Origin of the sequence: Nitrospina gracilis Nb-211 (assembly GCF_021845525.1) — a bacterium.
Lineage (GTDB): Bacteria > Nitrospinota > Nitrospinia > Nitrospinales > Nitrospinaceae > Nitrospina > Nitrospina gracilis_A.
On the sequence record NZ_JAKJKD010000001.1, the window covers coordinates 1,784,384 to 1,800,587 of the forward strand.

At 57.4% G+C, this 16,204-nt stretch carries 11 protein-coding genes and 2 pseudogenes; 7 read left to right on the forward strand and 6 right to left on the reverse strand.

Annotated elements, in window-relative coordinates; all coding sequences use genetic code 11:
* Positions 1-103 precede the first annotated feature (103 nt).
* From J2S31_RS08455 to J2S31_RS08470, 4 genes and pseudogenes are all read left to right on the forward strand, one after another.
* Positions 104-1,243 (forward strand): ABC transporter permease subunit, encoded by a 1,140-nt coding sequence (locus tag J2S31_RS08455; protein ID WP_237098648.1) that lies wholly within the window; start codon positions 104-106, stop codon positions 1,241-1,243.
* 630 nt (positions 1,244-1,873) lie between these two features.
* A pseudogene (locus tag J2S31_RS14735) lies at positions 1,874-2,692 on the forward strand (ABC transporter permease subunit); the annotation flags it as partial.
* 7 nt (positions 2,693-2,699) lie between these two features.
* Complete coding sequence (locus tag J2S31_RS08465; RefSeq protein ID WP_237098650.1) at positions 2,700-4,709, forward strand: ABC transporter ATP-binding protein; 2,010 nt, start codon at positions 2,700-2,702, stop codon at positions 4,707-4,709.
* Positions 4,710-5,154: 445 nt separating this feature from the next.
* Positions 5,155-6,024 (forward strand): proline dehydrogenase family protein, encoded by an 870-nt coding sequence (locus J2S31_RS08470; RefSeq protein ID WP_237098651.1) that lies wholly within the window; start codon positions 5,155-5,157, stop codon positions 6,022-6,024.
* Positions 6,025-6,027: 3 nt separating this feature from the next.
* On the opposite strand, the gene lipA is transcribed toward J2S31_RS08470, so the two are convergent.
* On the reverse strand, positions 6,028-6,879 hold the full coding sequence (lipA, locus tag J2S31_RS08475) for a lipoyl synthase (RefSeq protein ID WP_237098652.1): 852 nt from the start codon (positions 6,877-6,879) through the stop codon (positions 6,028-6,030).
* Positions 6,880-7,028: 149 nt separating this feature from the next.
* On the opposite strand from lipA, the gene lptF reads away from it, so the two are divergent.
* The 3 genes from lptF to J2S31_RS08490 all read left to right on the forward strand — a co-directional run bounded on the left by lptF (position 7,029) and on the right by J2S31_RS08490 (position 9,942).
* Entirely contained in the window at positions 7,029-8,246 is a 1,218-nt protein-coding gene (lptF, locus tag J2S31_RS08480) for an LPS export ABC transporter permease LptF (protein WP_237098653.1), read from the forward strand.
* A 39-nt stretch (positions 8,247-8,285) separates the two neighbouring features.
* Positions 8,286-8,738, forward strand: a complete 453-nt coding sequence (locus J2S31_RS08485; protein WP_237098654.1) for a CBS domain-containing protein — start codon at positions 8,286-8,288, stop codon at positions 8,736-8,738.
* Positions 8,739-8,838: 100 nt separating this feature from the next.
* On the forward strand, positions 8,839-9,942 hold the full coding sequence (locus J2S31_RS08490) for a Tll0287-like domain-containing protein (protein ID WP_237098655.1): 1,104 nt from the start codon (positions 8,839-8,841) through the stop codon (positions 9,940-9,942).
* On the opposite strand, the gene J2S31_RS08495 is transcribed toward J2S31_RS08490, so the two are convergent.
* The 5 genes and pseudogenes from J2S31_RS08495 to cysE form a co-directional block, all read right to left on the reverse strand.
* Positions 9,933-11,564, reverse strand: a complete 1,632-nt coding sequence (locus J2S31_RS08495; RefSeq protein ID WP_237098656.1) for a CTP synthase — start codon at positions 11,562-11,564, stop codon at positions 9,933-9,935. The two genes, J2S31_RS08490 and J2S31_RS08495, sit on opposite strands and share 10 nt — an antisense overlap.
* Positions 11,561-12,378 (reverse strand): annotated as a pseudogene (gene kdsB, locus J2S31_RS14740) (3-deoxy-manno-octulosonate cytidylyltransferase). Before kdsB ends, J2S31_RS08495 begins: the two are co-directional and overlap by 4 nt.
* A 430-nt stretch (positions 12,379-12,808) precedes the next feature.
* Positions 12,809-13,924, reverse strand: a complete 1,116-nt coding sequence (locus J2S31_RS08510; RefSeq protein WP_237098659.1) for a tetratricopeptide repeat protein — start codon at positions 13,922-13,924, stop codon at positions 12,809-12,811.
* Between the two features lie 228 nt (positions 13,925-14,152).
* Positions 14,153-15,310 carry a cysteine desulfurase family protein gene (locus tag J2S31_RS08515; protein ID WP_237098660.1) on the reverse strand — a complete coding sequence of 386 codons (1,158 nt, stop codon included), beginning with the start codon at positions 15,308-15,310 and terminating at the stop codon, positions 14,153-14,155.
* 84 nt (positions 15,311-15,394) lie between these two features.
* Complete coding sequence (gene cysE, locus J2S31_RS08520; RefSeq protein WP_237098661.1) at positions 15,395-16,126, reverse strand: serine O-acetyltransferase; 732 nt, start codon at positions 16,124-16,126, stop codon at positions 15,395-15,397.
* Between the last annotated feature and the right edge of the window lie 78 nt (positions 16,127-16,204).

Here is a 16,204-nt window from a genome sequence, read left to right on the forward strand (position 1 = left end):
TCCCTCCATCCGGGCTTGATATACTTTTCACAGTCCCGCCACCCTTTCCAGGGCGTCGGGGACATCCGCGACGAATCCCGTTTTCCAACCGGTTCGACCTTATATGTTCAGTTACATCATCCGCCGTCTACTTCTGATGTTCCCCACGCTGGTGGGCATCGTCACCATCACCTTCGTTGTCGTGCAGTTCGTGCCGGGCGGACCCATCGACCAGATCAAATCACTCCTGCGCGGACACGCCGGAGTGATGGGAGAAGCGGGAGGCGCGGCCCTGGACAACCGCAGTCTCAAGGCGCAGGAGATCGATCCGCGCCACATGGAGCAACTCAAAAAAATCTACCATCTCGACCGCCCGTTGTGGGAACGGTATCTTCGCACCTTCATCTGGTACGATCCGAAAAACCCCGAAGCCCCGTTCACCGAGCGGTTCTTCACCCATACCAACTGGGACGGTTTTCTCGTATTCCAGTTCGGCGACTCGTTTTACCGCAACAAGTCGGTACTGGAACTCATCAAGGAAAAGCTTCCCGTCTCGGCATCGCTGGGCGTCATCAGTTTCTTCGTCAGCTACATCGTGTGCATCATGCTGGGCATCGCCAAGGCGGTGAAAAACGGCCAGCCCTTCGACACATGGACCAGCCTGGTGGTGCTCATTGGTTACAGCACGCCGGGGTTCGTACTGGGAATTTTTCTCATCGTGTTCTTCGGTCCGGGTGACAGCGCCATCATGCACCTCATCCCGTCAGGAAAACTCACGTCTTCCGAGGTGCCTGGGTACGCCGACTGGAGTTTCTGGGAGAAACTGGTCGATTACCTTCATCACCTGATCGCACCGCTGTTATGCTTCATGGTGGGCAGTTTCGCCACGCTGACCATCCTCACCAAAAACTCCATCATCGAGGAAATGCGCAAGCAGTATGTCATCACCGCCCGCGCCAAGGGGTGCACCGAACAGCGCGTGCTGTACAAGCACATCCTGAAAAACGCGCTCATCCCGCTCGTCACCGGCTTTCCCATAGGCTTCCTCGCCATGTTTTTTACCGGATCGCTGTTGATCGAGCAGATCTTCACGCTCGACGGTCTGGGCCGGCTGTCTTATGAAGCCGTCATTCAGCGCGATTACCCCATCGTGCTGGGCACGCTGTTTATTTTTTCCCTGCTGGCGCTGGTGGGTCAATTGCTGACCGACATCTCGTACGTCATCATCGACCGCCGCATCACGTTCGAGGACACACAGGGCTGAGGCATGATCCGCATCAATAAAGACCTGCAAACCAAGCTGCGCAAATTCCGCAACGACAAGCGCGCCTACTACAGCATGCTGGCTTTGCTGATTGCGTTTCTCCTCGCTCTGCCCGCGGAACTGTTGTGCAACGTGCGGCCGATCCTTCTGGTGGTGGACGGCAAACCTTACTTTCCAATTTTCGTGACGTACACCGAAAAGGATTTTGGCGGTACCCGCCCGGTAGAGCCGGATTACAAATCGAAGGAATTCATGCGCTGGCTGAAAGGCGAGACTCCGCCTGATCCGGATACGACGCCGCAGGCAAAGACTTCCCTTCGCCCTTCGGAGCAGGACGCGCAGGGCCTGGTCTTGTCGATGGACGATTTTGAGGAACAGGGATTCGATCCGGAACTGTTCCGCACCTTAAACGAAATCCGCGGCGAGGCCGGCGGATCGGGTCTGGGACTCGGCGACTTTGAAGAAGACACCGGCCTGGACCTCGGGATGGACGATTTTGAAGAAGAGTCTGGATCATCGTTGAGCCTCGGTCTCGATGACTTCGAGGAGGAAGGCACGCCCTCCCCTTCCGTTTCCCAACCCAAAACCAAACCGGAAACAATGCAAAGCGCTCTGCCCCAACCGCGCGAGCCGCACGACGTATGGACGCTGTGGCCGCCGGTGCGCTACGACTACAAATACATTCCCACGGAAAGCCGGACCGGACGCGTGGCGCTGGCCGCGCCGTACGAAGTGCAATCTGCCGATGGCTCCCGCACCCTCGCTTCGTCGTGGAAAGACGGGCATTACCTGGGCACCGACGATCGCGGCCGCGACGTGCTGGCGCGCCTCATCTACGGTTTCCGCATCTCCATGATCTTCGGCCTGTCGCTCGCCGTCACCGGCACCATCATCGGTTGCCTGCTGGGCGGTGTGCAGGGATTCTTCGGTGGCTGGATCGATCTCATCGGCCAGCGCATGACGGAAATCTGGGGCTCGATCCCGCGCCTCTACATCCTCATCATCCTGAGCGCGTTTCTGGTGCCGAACACATTACTGCTGTTCGCCATTCTCAATCTCACCGCGTGGATGGGCATTGCCGCGTATATCCGCGCCGAATTTCTGAAAGGCCGCAACCTGGAATACGTGAAAGCCGCACGCGCCCTGGGTGTGTCGAACCCATCCATCATGCGTCGTCACATTCTGCCCAACTCGCTGACGCCGGTGATCACCTTCTTTCCGTTTGAAGTGACGGCGGGCATCCTGGCGCTGGTGAGCCTCGATTACCTGAATCTGGGCGTGCCCAGCCCCGCCCCCAGCATCGGCGAACTGCTGGCGCAGGGCAAAAACAATCTCCAGGCGATCTGGATTTTACTGCCGACGTTTCTCCTGCTCACCACCACCCTCACCCTGTTGACGTTTGTCGGCGACGGCATCCGCAACGCCTTTGACCCGAGAAAGGCGGAGTGATGATCTCATGATGCTCGAAGTCCAAGACCTGAAAACACACTTCCGCGTGGCCAACGGCCAACTGGCGAAAGCGGTGGACGGCATCAGCTTCGGCTTGGAGCGCGGCAAAACGCTGGCGCTGGTGGGGGAATCCGGGTGCGGCAAAAGCCAGACGGCGTTTTCCATCATGCGCCTCATCGCCGAAAACGGATTTCATCCCAGTGGTAAAATTTTTCTCGACCGCCGCGACCTCACCCAGCTCGACGAGGAAACCATGCGCGGCATCCGCGGCAACGACATCGGCATGATCTTTCAGGAGCCGATGACGTCACTCAATCCGCTCTACCGTATCAGCAATCAATTGGAGGAGGCCCTGCGCATCCACCGCGAAATGCGGAAAGGCGATGCGCGTTTGCGCTCCATCGAACTGCTCGAACAGGTGGGAATCCCCGATCCGGAAAAACGCATCGACGACTACCCGCACCAGCTCTCCGGCGGCATGAAGCAGAGGGTGATGATCGCCATGGCCCTCGCCTGCGAACCGAAGCTGTTGATCGCCGACGAACCGACCACCGCGCTCGACGTCACCATCCAGGCGCAGGTATTGAAGCTGATGGCCGATCTGCAGAAAAAGATGGGCATGGCCATCCTGCTGATCACGCACGACATGGGCATCGTCAACCAGATGGCCGACGACATCTGCATCATGTACGCCGGGCGTATTGTCGAACACGGAACGCGCGAACAGATTTTCACGCATATGGCGCATCCCTACACGCGGCGGCTGTTCGACTCGATTCCCAAGGCAGGCGACCAGACCTATCTGCTGAACACCATCCCCGGCATGGTGCCCCCGGCCACCGAATACGGCGAAGGTTGTCTGTTCGCCGACCGGTGCTCGTTTGTGATGGATGTCTGCCGTCGCGTGGACAGTCCCATCTACACCCTCGAGCGCGGCCACACGGTGCGTTGCCACCTGTTCGAAACGAGAACCGGCACTGCCGTGGAAGAAGACAAGGCACGCATCCCGGCGCCGCCGAAACCGATCACACCCGAAACGCTGATGTCCATCAAGGCACTCAAAACTTGGTTTCCAGTGCGCAAGGGCGTGTTCCGCACCGTGTCAGCGCATGTGAAGGCGGTCGATCACGTCGATCTCGACATCCAACGCGGCTCCACGGTGGCACTGGTCGGCGAATCCGGGTGCGGCAAGACGACGCTCGGCGAATCCATCCTGCGTCTCAACCGCGAAGTGCGGGGCACAGTGCGTTTTCACGGACAGGACCTGATGGCCCTCTCCAACACCGATATGAAAAAAATGCGGAAGTCCTTGCAGATCATTTTCCAGGACCCGTTCGGCTCACTCTCTCCACGCATGCGCATCGAGGACATTGTGGGCGAAGGACTGGAGGTGCACTTTCCTCACCTGACCGAACGGAAACGGAAGGACCGTATCGCGAAAGCGCTGAAGGAAGTGGGACTGGGGGCGTCGGCGATGGAACGGTATCCTCACGAGTTTTCCGGCGGTCAGCGCCAGCGCATCAGCATCGCGCGCGGGCTCATACTGGAACCGGAGTTTCTGGTGCTCGACGAACCGACCAGCGCGCTCGATGTTTCCGTGCAGGCGCAGGTGTTGAATCTGCTAAGGGAGTTGCAGGCGGCGCACCGGCTGACGTACCTGTTCATCACCCACAACCTGAGCGTGGTGCAGTACATGGCGGACGTGGTGGCGATCATGTACCTCGGCCGGATCGTGGAGTACGCCCCGGCCAGGGACCTGTTCGACAACCCGTTGCATCCGTACACACAGACCTTGCTGAAAGCAGTGCCGACGCTGGGCGAGCGCAAGCCCTTTGAGGCGGTGGTGGGCGATGTGCCCTCGCCGCTCAACCCGCCACAGGGGTGTCATTTCCATCCGCGCTGTCCGATTTTCCGGAGCGAGCCGGAGGGATCGCCTCTGCGCAAAAAATGTCTGGAACAGTACCCCGAGCAGAAAGTCAAAGGCAATGCGTACGCCGCCTGCCACGCTGTGGGGTGAACGATATAAGGAAGGTTCGTGCCTGAATGAAGGACTCCCGAAAGCGAAAACGGGCTCAGGCGTTGTTGGTTTTGTTTTTCTCGGAGATGTAGTAAAACAGAAAGCCCAGTACGGCCACGCCGACCAGACCCCACACCAGCAGGCAATTGAGGCTATCCACCACCATGATTCGGTCCTCGCAAACGGTTGAACAGGTTGTTGAGCCCCGGCGGCAAACCGGGTCCAAAAAGGTTTAAAAATACATTTTTCCCGAACGTCCCGCAAGCCTTTTTATTTCCATCGGCGATTCAACCCCTTTTATCGAAAGCGTTTGGCAACTTGCCCGGAAAAGGCCGGTATTTTTTCTCCCGCTTCCCGAAAACCAACACTTGAAATCCTCTGCCGTTTTTGGCGAATCTAAATAGGTGAGGGCATTCACCATCTCCTTCCGCAAAGGAGGCTGTTCATGCGCATTCTCTATCCATTCGCCAAGCGGTTCATCGCCGGGGAAGACCTCGCCACGGCTCTCAAAAACATCTGCAAACTAAATGAGAACGGTTTCCTTTGCACCATCGACGTGCTGGGAGAGGACACCCACACCCCCGAACAGGCGGCCAACGCGCGCGACGAATACATCGCCCTGCTGAGAGCCATCGAGACCCACCCCACGCCGCAGGACCTGTCGGTGAAGCTGAGCCAGATGGGCCTCGCCTTCGACTACGACCTGTGCAAACAAAACGTGGAGGCGGTGATCGACGCCGCCGGACAGAACACCGTGCGCTTCGACATGGAAGGTTCCAACCTGACGCAGGGCATCCTCGACATGTGCCTCGATCTGCACGAGGCGCACCCCCGCCTCGGTATCGTCTTACAGGCTTACCTGCACCGCACGGAACGGGATATCGCCACCATGATCGACAAGCAAATCTCCGTCCGTCTGTGCAAGGGGGCGTACAAGGAGCCGGAGACCATCGCTTTTCAGGACATGCAGGACATCCGCGAAAATTTCCTGAAACTTGCGCACGTGCTGTTGAAGGAAGGACATCAGCCCGCCATCGCCACGCACGACGAGACGCTCATCCGTCACGTGCTGAAATTCATTGAAAAGGAAAATATCAAGCCGGAGCAGTTTTACTTTGAATTGCTGTACGGCGTTCGGCGGGACCTGCAACAGCACCTGCTCGACCTCGGGTACCGGGTGCGTATATACGTGCCATACGGGAACGCATGGCTGCCCTACACGCTGAGGCGGCTGGCAGAGCGGAAGGAAAACATCCTGTTCGTGGTCAAAAGCCTGATCCGTGAAACGCTGGGATTGCGCAAACTGGGAAAATAGAAGTCAGACCAGACCCAGTGCGCTGGCCTGACGGTCGGCCTCATACGAACTGCGCACCAGCGGTCCACTCTCTACGTGATCGAATCCCATCTCCTCGCCGATCCGTTTGTATTCCGCAAAGCGGTCGGGGTGGATGAATTCCTTGACCTCCAGGTGGTCGCGCGTCGGACGCAGATACTGGCCAATGGTGAGGATCTGGCATCCGGCGTTCCGCAAATCCGTCATCGTTTGAACGACTTCGTCGTGCGTCTCGCCCATGCCGAGCATGAGACTGCTCTTGGCGATGAGGCCGGAACGCCGCGCCACCGACAGCGTGTCGAGCGACCACTGGTAGCAGCACTGCGGGCGCACGGCTTTCTGCAGGGACGCCACGGTTTCGATGTTGTGCGCCAGCACATCCGGTTCTGCGTTGCATACGGTTTGAATGGCGGCGGTGTCGCCCTGAAAATCCGGGATCAGCGCTTCGACCTTGAGCCCTGGGCAATGTTTTCGCACCTGCCGGATGGTCTCTGCCCACAACCCCGAGCCACCGTCTTTCAGGTCATCACGGTCCACCGAGGTGATCACCACATAGCGCAGGTTGAGTTTGGACAACATGAGTGCGACCTCTTCCGGTTCCTCCGTGCGCGGCGGTTGCAGGTGTCCGGTGTCCACATCACAGAACCGGCAGGCGCGGGTGCAGGTGTTGCCAAGGATCATGATGGTCAGCGTCCCCCGGTCCCAGCACTTGCCGATGTTCGGGCAGGAAGCGGACTCGCACACCGTGTGCAGGCCGTGCTCCTGCACCAGTGACTTGAGGCGGAAGAAGTTGGGGTTTTTAGGAAGCGGTGTTTTCAACCAGGCCGGGAGGCGCATAGACTTAATTCAATCAACAGTTTCGGATGGATTTTTGATTCCCGCGGGAGGAATCGATAGTATAATCGAAGCTCAGCAGGCCATCGAAAATGGCAGGCGTATCCGCTCCGTTCGTAAATCTTTCCATTCTTTCGATTCTACCAGCAAACATGAAAATCATCCACCGCTACATTTTTACGGAGATGCTGAAGATCTTTGTCATCAGCACGCTGGCCTTGACCATGGTGCTGTTCATGGACAAAGTGCTGTTCATCACCGACCTCGTGTTCAACCGCGGCGTGACGTTGCCGGAGGTGGCGCGGATGATATTTTACATCACGCCGGGTTTTCTGGGATTGACCATTCCCATCAGCGTTCTGGTGGCGGCGATCGTGGTTTTCAACCAGTTGTCCGCTGACAGCGAGTATGTGGTGATGAAGGCCTCCGGCTGGAGTTTTCTCTACCTGCTCCGCCCCGTGTTTTACTTTTCGCTTGCCGCCTTCATCATCACCAACCTCAACATGTTTTATTTTCTGCCATGGGGCGGACAGCAGTTTCAGAAAATGGTGTACGACATCGTGCGCACCCGCGCCAACATCGACATCAAACCAAACGTCTTCAACAAGGACTTCGAGGGGCTCACCGTTTTCGTGAACAACAAGGAAGGCAACCACGAATTGCGCGGCATCTTCATCTCCCACAATCCCAGCGAAAACGATGCCAAAATCATCCTCGCCGACGAGGGCACCATCGTCTCCGACTCGGAAAATTACCGCATCCACCTGCAACTGCGAAACGGTTCCATCCACGACGCCAATGAGCCCGGAACGCGCTACCAGATCATCAAGTTTCAACGATACGATTTGAACCTGAACCTGCCCACGGCGGGCAAAATGCGGGAAAGCGGCTTCTTCAAGCACAAGGACAAATCCGTCTCCGATTTATGGCAACTCATCCAGGAAAAAGAACGGGCGGGCCAGCCTTCCAATTTTGAGAAAGTGGAACTGAGTAAAAAGTTTTCGATCCCGTTCACCTGCCTGCTGTTCGGTTTGATCGGCGGGCCGCTGGGCATCAAATCCAGTCGTTCCGGCAAGTCCGGCGGGTTCGTCGTCGCCGTCGCCATCATTCTTTTGTATTACGTCGGCCTCATATCCGGACAGAACCTTGGTAAGGGCGGCGAGATTCCGGCGCTCCTTTCCGTGTGGATTCCCAACATCGTTTTATTTTTCTTCACAACGTATGTATTATATAAAGTGCATAAAGAGATTCCATTCACGCTGGTGGACCGGGTGACCGATGCGTACCTGACCCTGCTGGATGTACTGAAGCGGCTGAAACCAGGCGCGCACAGGACCGAACCCCACCACCACACCACGCCGAATCTCTAAGCTCGAATTGGATATCACCCTGTTGACGGGAGGTGCTTTATGCTGAAAGCACGCGACGTCATGACCGACAAGGTCGTGACGGTAAAAAAAGATCTGACCCTTCGTGAATTATCCGACCTGTTTCTCGCGCACCGGGTCAATGGTTTCCCCGTCGTGGACAACGACAACACACTGATCGGCGTGGTCACGGAAAAGGATCTCATCGAACAGAACAAAAACCTGCACATCCCGACCGTCATTGCGCTGTTCGACGCGGTGATCTACCTGGAAAGCGGCGAAAAGTTTGAACAGGAAGTCAAGCGGTTCACCGGTACACGCGTGGAAGACATTTATCAGCAGGACGTGATCACCGTGGAGCCCGATACGGCGATGAAGGAAGTCGCCTCTCTCATGGCCAACCACGACATCCACACTCTGCCTGTGGTCGAGGATGGAAGGCTGGTCGGCGTGATCGGCAAGGTGGATGTGATCAAAAGCATGAGTCAGTTCTGACCCGGAAAAATTGGTCTTTTCATTCCCCCCGATTCAAGTCATAATTGGGAAATAAATCCACGGCGAGTCACCCTTCCGCAGAAGGAGGTGGTCCATGCGCATGCGGGCACGAATCCTGTCTCTGGTTTTGCTGGTGGCGGTGTTTGCCGCCCTTCCCCTCCCAAAATCTTCAGCGGTGGTTCTCAAAACGCCTCTCGGCATCTCCCCTGAAAGAGCCGCGTTCTACATCCATGCCGTCATCGAGGCAGACCGCACCATTTACTCCCAATACCTGGTGGACCGGTTGAAAGAAACAGTCAATCTGGACTCCACGGAAAACTGGCAGAAGGACAAGACCCTGCCGCTTCCCGCCCAGTTTCTGCTGATGGCCTCCGAACGGGTGCGTTCCAAAAACGTCGGCCTCGATTTCCGCCTCATGAGTCTGTGGCCGATCAATCCCAAAAACAAGGCCATGAACGACCACGAGGAAAAAGGATTGCAGGAAGTCATCCGAAATCCAGGTAAGCCGTACACCTGGCTCCAGCAAACCGACAACAAACTTATTTACAACGCCATCTATGCGGACAAAGCTGTCGCCAAACGGTGCGTCACCTGCCACAACAACCATCCGAAAAGTTCCAAGCGCGACTTCAAACCAAATGACGTGATGGGCGGAATCCTGCTCGCCTTCCCCATTGACCAGACTTTGAACGAAAACAACGAGCCGGTCTACCACGTTCCGCCCGAGGTCGTGACCGATTACCTCCACGCCATTCTGGAAGCCGACCGCACGGTGTATGCCCAGCACGTGGTGAATCGTCTCCAAAAGGAGAATGTGATCTATGCTTCTGAAAACTGGTGGGAGGAAAACACCCTGCTCCTGCCTGCACAGTTCCTGCTCAATGCATCGGACCTCATTCGCAATTTGCGACTTGGGGTGGATTACCGGTTGATCAGCCTGTGGCCGATCAACCCGCAGAACGGAGCGGCAAACAAATTCGAGCGGGCGGGACTGGAGTCGGTGGCGTCTTATCCGTTACGCCCGTACATCCGCACAACGTACGTGGGGGATCAGAAATTCTTCCAGGCCGTGTACCCGGACCTGGCGGTGACGCCCTCCTGCGTGGAGTGCCACAACGCGCACCCCAACAGCCCGAAACACGATTTCAAACTCTACGACGTGATGGGAGGAGTCGTGCTGGGCGTACCCCTCGATCACGATTGACGGGATTTACGGCGTTTGACCGCCTGAGCGATGAACTCGTTGAACAGGGGATGCGGTTCGCGCGGGGAGGATTTGAACTCAGGGTGGAACTGACCGGCCAGGAACCACGGGTGGTCGTTGATTTCGATGATTTCAACCAGATTGCCGTTGGGCGAGATACCGCTGATGCGCATGCCCGCTTCTTCCAGTTGGAAGCGGTATTTGTTATTGAACTCGTAACGATGGCGATGACGCTCTGAAATTTCCCGCTTGCCGTAAGCCTTGTATGCGAACGAGCCTTTGCGGAGCTGACAGGGGTATTCTCCCAGCCGCATGGTGCCGCCCTTGTCGCCGTTCAATTCCTGATCCGGCATGAGGTCGATGATGGGATGCGGTGTTCCGGGCACGAACTCGGCGCTGTTGGCGTCTTCCAGCCGGGCCACGCTCCGCGCGAACTCGACCACCGCCGAATGCATGCCGAGGCAGATGCCGAAATAGGGAATCTTGTTTTCCCGGGCAAAGCGCGCCGACTGCACCTTGCCCTCGAAGCCCCGATCCCCGAACCCGCCGGGAACCAGAATGCCGTCGCAGTCGCGAAGGTTTTCACCGCCACCTTCCACTTCCAGATCTTCCGCAGACACCCATTTCATGCGGATGCGGACGCGGTTACTGACGCCCGCATGCACCAGAGCCTCGATCAAACTCTTGTATGATTCCTTGAGGTCAACATACTTGCCGACAATGCCAATGGTGACCTCCCCTTCCGGCTTCTGCAAATATTGATTGATCGCCTGCCACTCCTTGAGATCCGGTTCACGCAGAGGAAGGCCCAGCTTATCGAGTACGATCTTATCCAGCCCTTCCTTATGGAAGTTGAGCGGCACCTGGTAAATGGATTCCGCATCCATCGCCGGCACCACAGCTTCCACTTCCAGGTTGCAGAACAGGGCGATTTTCTTTTTCACGTCTTCGGTCAACGGGCGTTCGGTGCGGCACAGCAGAATGTCCGGCTGGATACCAATTTCGCGCAGTTTCTGCACGCTGTGCTGGGTGGGCTTGGTTTTCAACTCATCGGCGGTTTTGACGTAGGGAAGTAAAGTAAGGTGAACGTAGATGACATGGCGCGGACTCTGGTCGAACCGGAACTGGCGGATGGCTTCCAGAAACGGCAGGCTTTCGATGTCGCCCACCGTGCCGCCGATCTCGCAGATGACCACATCCACATCGTCGCTCACCGCGCGGATTCTGCTTTTGATCTCGTCGGTGATGTGCGGGATCACCTGTACCGTGGTGCCGAGGTATTCGCCGCGGCGCTCTTTCTGAATCACATCGTTATAGATGCGCCCGGCGGTCACGTTGTTGAACCGGGTCATGCGGGCGTGGGTGAAGCGTTCGTAGTGACCCAGATCGAGGTCGGTCTCCGCCCCGTCGTGAGTGACGAACACTTCGCCATGCTGGAACGGATTCATCGTGCCCGGATCGACGTTGATGTAGGGGTCCAGTTTGAGAAGTGTGATGGTATAGCCGCAACATTCGAGAAGACTGCCGATGCTCGCGGCGGCGATGCCCTTGCCGAGGGAGGACAGCACGCCTCCGGTCACAAAAATGTATTTCGTTTTTCTACCGTTCGTTTTCTTCTTCAAGAGCGTCTCCCCGGTTGCGGTTCCAATCCTTCCTGTTCCTGAACTTTGATCCAATTTTCCACTTTAACCAAATCCTCTTCGCAGTCCACCCCGACGGAAACCCGGTCCGTCTCCCCAACACTTATGGAATGTCCATTTTCCAGAATACGCAACTGCTCCAACCGTTCCCTCTGCTCCAGCGGCGTCGGCGCCATGCGCGTGTACTCCAGCAGGAAATCGCGCCGGTAGGCATAGAGACCCAGATGCCGGAACCACGTGCGTGCCGGAACCGGTTCGCCTCTCATCTGTTCTGGAGACTTGCTCTGCCAGGCATCTCGCAGGTACGGAATGGGGGAACGGGAAAAATAAAGGGCGCGGCCGCCGGCGTCCACCACCACCTTCACCACGTTGGGATCGAAAACGTCATCATAGTTGTCGATGGCGCACATCAAGGTTGCGGCGGAGGCCTCCTGATTCTCGATTAAAATCTGCACGACCTGTTCAATATCTTGCGGGGGATGAGAGGCTCGTCTCCCTGCACGTTCACCACCACGTCACAGGGATGATCCGACACCACTTCGGCGATGCGGTCGGAGCCGGATTCGTGATCGGCCGAGGTCATGACCGCGTTGCCTCCAAACTCTTCAACCGCCTTGACGATGCGTTCATCATCCGTGGCCACAATGACATCGGAAATGGACGGAGCCAGCCGGGCGCGTTCCACCACCCACTGGACCATGGGACGCCCTGAAAGCGGCGCCAGAGGTTTGCCGGGAAACCGGGTGGAACCCCAGCGGGCCGGAATGACCGCAACAACCTTCGGCTTCGCTGACATGTTCTCCACCCATTTCAAATAAGGATCTTGCGAACGCCTTCCACACCGGGGCCCGTTCATCCCATCACAGGTTGAACCGCGCCCATCGGTGCTCCCAAAAGCACGAATCCGGACGCCTTTCCGGAACGATAGAGTCCTTTGAATCCTCTTGGAATTACAGATTGCCTGGATCTGCTCGGTGACCCTGCCGGGGTGTGGTCTTTGCCTGAAAGGTACAGTGGAGTTGCCGGACTCGGTGCTGGAGCCCGGAATCATACAGCCCGGGGGCCATCGGATAGCCGGAATGATTGCGCCTGCGGCAAGCAACCACGCCGAAACAATCGAAAGAATAGCTTAAAAGCCAGACCGCTTCAACAGCAAATTCCGGCGCACGCGGCGGGCTTCGTCTTACGCAAAATGCATAGGGAAAGGCCGCGTTTTGAAACGCGATTCATTTGATTTCCATCAAGTGCCGCTCGATTTTATCCCGTACCTCGGTGGGTGGATTCATCTGCAGGGCCTTTTCCAGCGTGTCCAAAGCGCGCCCGGTATCGCCCATCTTGTGCAGGGTGACGCCCATCATGAAACGGCTGTCGTGCACCTTGTTGCCCTGCGGATACTGATCGAGCACCATCTCAAAATGAGAAATGGCTTCGTCGTAACGGCCCAACTGGTAATAGTTGTTGCCCAGCCAGAAGAGGATGTTGTCCTGCAGGTCCGCCGGCGGGTTCTTCAGACGATATTCCTGGAACAGCATGATGGATTCATCGTATTTTCCACTGCGGTACGCGTTGAGCGCCTGTGTGTATTCCTGCGGAATTTTATGGGCCGTGGTCTTTTTCATGGTAGACGGCCCCTTGCGCGGGGTCATCTTCGCCTGCGTCATCGGGCCCGCATCTTTCAACGATTGGATTTCCGTCGCCAGTCCGTTGATCTGCTGTTTCAGGGTTTCAATGGCGGGAGCCAAACTCACGGTCTGCTGGGCGGCCATGTTGAGATTGGTCTCCAGCCGCTCCTGCGTGGCGGTGAGCCGCGGTTCCATATCCTGGATCACCGTCTGCAATTCCTTCACACGCTGGATGAGCGCTTCCTGCTGGCTTTGCAGAATTTGGATATCGACCTTCATTTCCTCCATGTCGGTTTTCTGGTCGATGCTGTCAAATCCCTGATTCCCGGTTCCGGTGGCGGGCGCTTCCGTGCCCGGGCTCTCGGCCACTACGGTTTTTTCGGTTCCCAGCGCTTCATCCTTGTCTTCCAGGTAACCTTCCAGATTGTCTTCATTGGGTTGGGTGGGTTCGTCGCCAAAAAAGTTGCCGAACCCTTCGTTGGAAGCGGCCTCCGTTTTCGGTGACTCCACCGGCGTCTGTCCACTCACCTCCTGAGTACCCGCGCTCTGGCCAAAAAAATCCTTCTCTTCTTTGGAGAGGCCGGACTGGTTGTCTGCATCCGAGAAAAGCGGGTCTTCTTTCTGGGTACTGGTGGAGCTGTCCTGCAGAGTGCCGCCCAAGTCCTGTTCAAATTCCTGCTCCAGGGCCAGTTCGTCGTCGGTTTTTTGGTTCCAGGGCATGGACTGACAACCGGAAAGGAATATAGCGGCAGTCAGTGCCAGAAGGCCTACGAGGCGGGGTGTGCTTAAAGTGTTAGGCATAGATGAACTCCCAATGTTTCGGTCCCGGAAAAAATTGTAGAATAAAACCTATAAAAACAACCCTTTAAATTGCCCTGCATCTTATCACGAAACGGAACCGATGCCCTAATTTAAATGGCCGGGCGGCTAGGATTCGGATGGACAGGGTCAGGACGGCACACCCTGTTTTTCCCGGATATCGGTCACAATGCGAATCAGGGAGTCCACTACCCGCTCGATCTCCGCCGGCCCGTTACTGCGGCCGAGACTGATGCGAATGGACTGCCGCATGTGTTCCTCCGGCACGCCCATGGCCGAGAGCACGTCCGACGGCAGAACAGAACCGGAACTGCACGCGGTGCCGGTGGACACATACATGCCTTCGAGGTCCAGGCGGATCATCACCGTCTGCCCATCGACGCCGTCGAATCCCAGATTGAGCGTGTTGGGCAGGGAGTCGGTGGGGTGACCAAAAAACCGCACTCCCGGCAAGACGGAAACCCCGTCGCGCAGGCGGCGTTTCAATCCACCAAGCCGCTCTGCGTCCTGCGCCAGGTCCCGCGCGGCCAATTCCGCCGCTTTGCCAAATCCTACGATACCCGGCATGTTTTCGGTGCCGCCTCGGCGCTTCTTCTCCTGGCCGCCGCCGACAATCAGCGGCACAAGCTGGGGGATTCCACGCCGTACGTACAACGCACCCACACCTTTGGGTCCGTACATCTTGTGCGACGACATGGACAGCAGATCGACCGGAATCCGTTGCACATCCACCGGCACCTTGCCCGCGCTCTGCACGGCGTCGGTGTGGAATAAAATACCGCGTTGGCGGGCGATTTCTCCAATGCGCTCGATGGGTTGCAGGGTGCCGACTTCGCTGTTGGCAGACTGGATGGTGATGAGAATGGTTTCGTCCGTAAGCAACGCAGACAATGGCTCTATCTGCACCCGTCCGAATTCATCGACGGGGGCGTAGTCGATGATGAAACCCTCCTTTTCCAATTCGAGGCAGGCGTTGAGCACCGCCGGGTGTTCCGCCCGGGTGGTGACAATGCGGCGTCCTTTGTCTTTCAATGCCCGCGCCGCACCCAGGATGGCCAGGTTGTCCGACTCCGTGCCGCCGCTGGTGAACACTATTTCGCGTGCATCGGCGTGGATGAGCGCCGCCACCTGCTCGCGCGCCTCATCCATTTTGACACGCGCCGAGCGGCCGCGCGAATGCGTGCTGGACGGGTTGCCGAAGTCGTCCTTCAGCAATGGCAACATGGCTGACAGCACATCCGGATGGACGGGGGTGGTCGCGTTGTGATCGAGATAAATGGCATTCATGGAATGGCCTGCATAGAATGTTGAATGCTGAGGTGCGAAGCCTGCTGTGGAACCCAGCGCTCGCTCAGATCAGGACTGCCCGAGTCAGGATTCGTTGGAGGCTTTTTGGGTTTTCGATTTGGCCGAAAGCGGTACCGGTTGAGGAGGCGGTGCGGGTTCAGGGTCGGGGTGCTCCAGGTTCACCGCTTCGCGCAGGGCACGGATGTCCCGCTCCATCTGTGGAAGCCGGTCCAAAACATATTCGATGGCCTGCGACATGGGATCGCGGAAAATTTCCTCCGGGTCCTCCTGGTCGGCGGAGATGCCGGAGAAGACCACCCGCGCGGGCACGCCGATGACCGTCGAGTACGCAGGAACGCTCTGCACCACCACGGAGCCGGAACCGATCTTGCTGTTCTTGCCGACGGAGATGGGGCCCAGCACCTGCGCCCCGGCGCCGATGACGACGTTGTCCTGAATGGTCGGGTGCCGCTTGCCCTTTTTCATGCTGAGACCGCCCAGCGTCACGCCGTGGTACATGAACACGTTGTCGCCGATCTCCGAGGTCTCGCCGATCACCACACCCATGCCGTGGTCGATGAAAAAGCGTTTGCCGATCTTCGCCGCCGGGTGAATTTCAATTCCCGTCAACCAGCGCGCGATATAAGAAGTCACCCGCGCCACCAGCTTGATGCCGTGCGTCCACAACCAGTGATTGACACGGTACGCAATGAGAGCATGCACGCCGGGATAACACACCAGCACCTCAAAGGTATTGCGCGCGGCGGGATCTTTTTCGATCGCCACCTGGATGTCTTCACGAATTTGGCGGAACATCCCCATTCAGGGCCTTTTTATAGCGGTTTTCAAGCAAAATCATTATATCCCGGACACCGGGAGGACACCATAGAAATC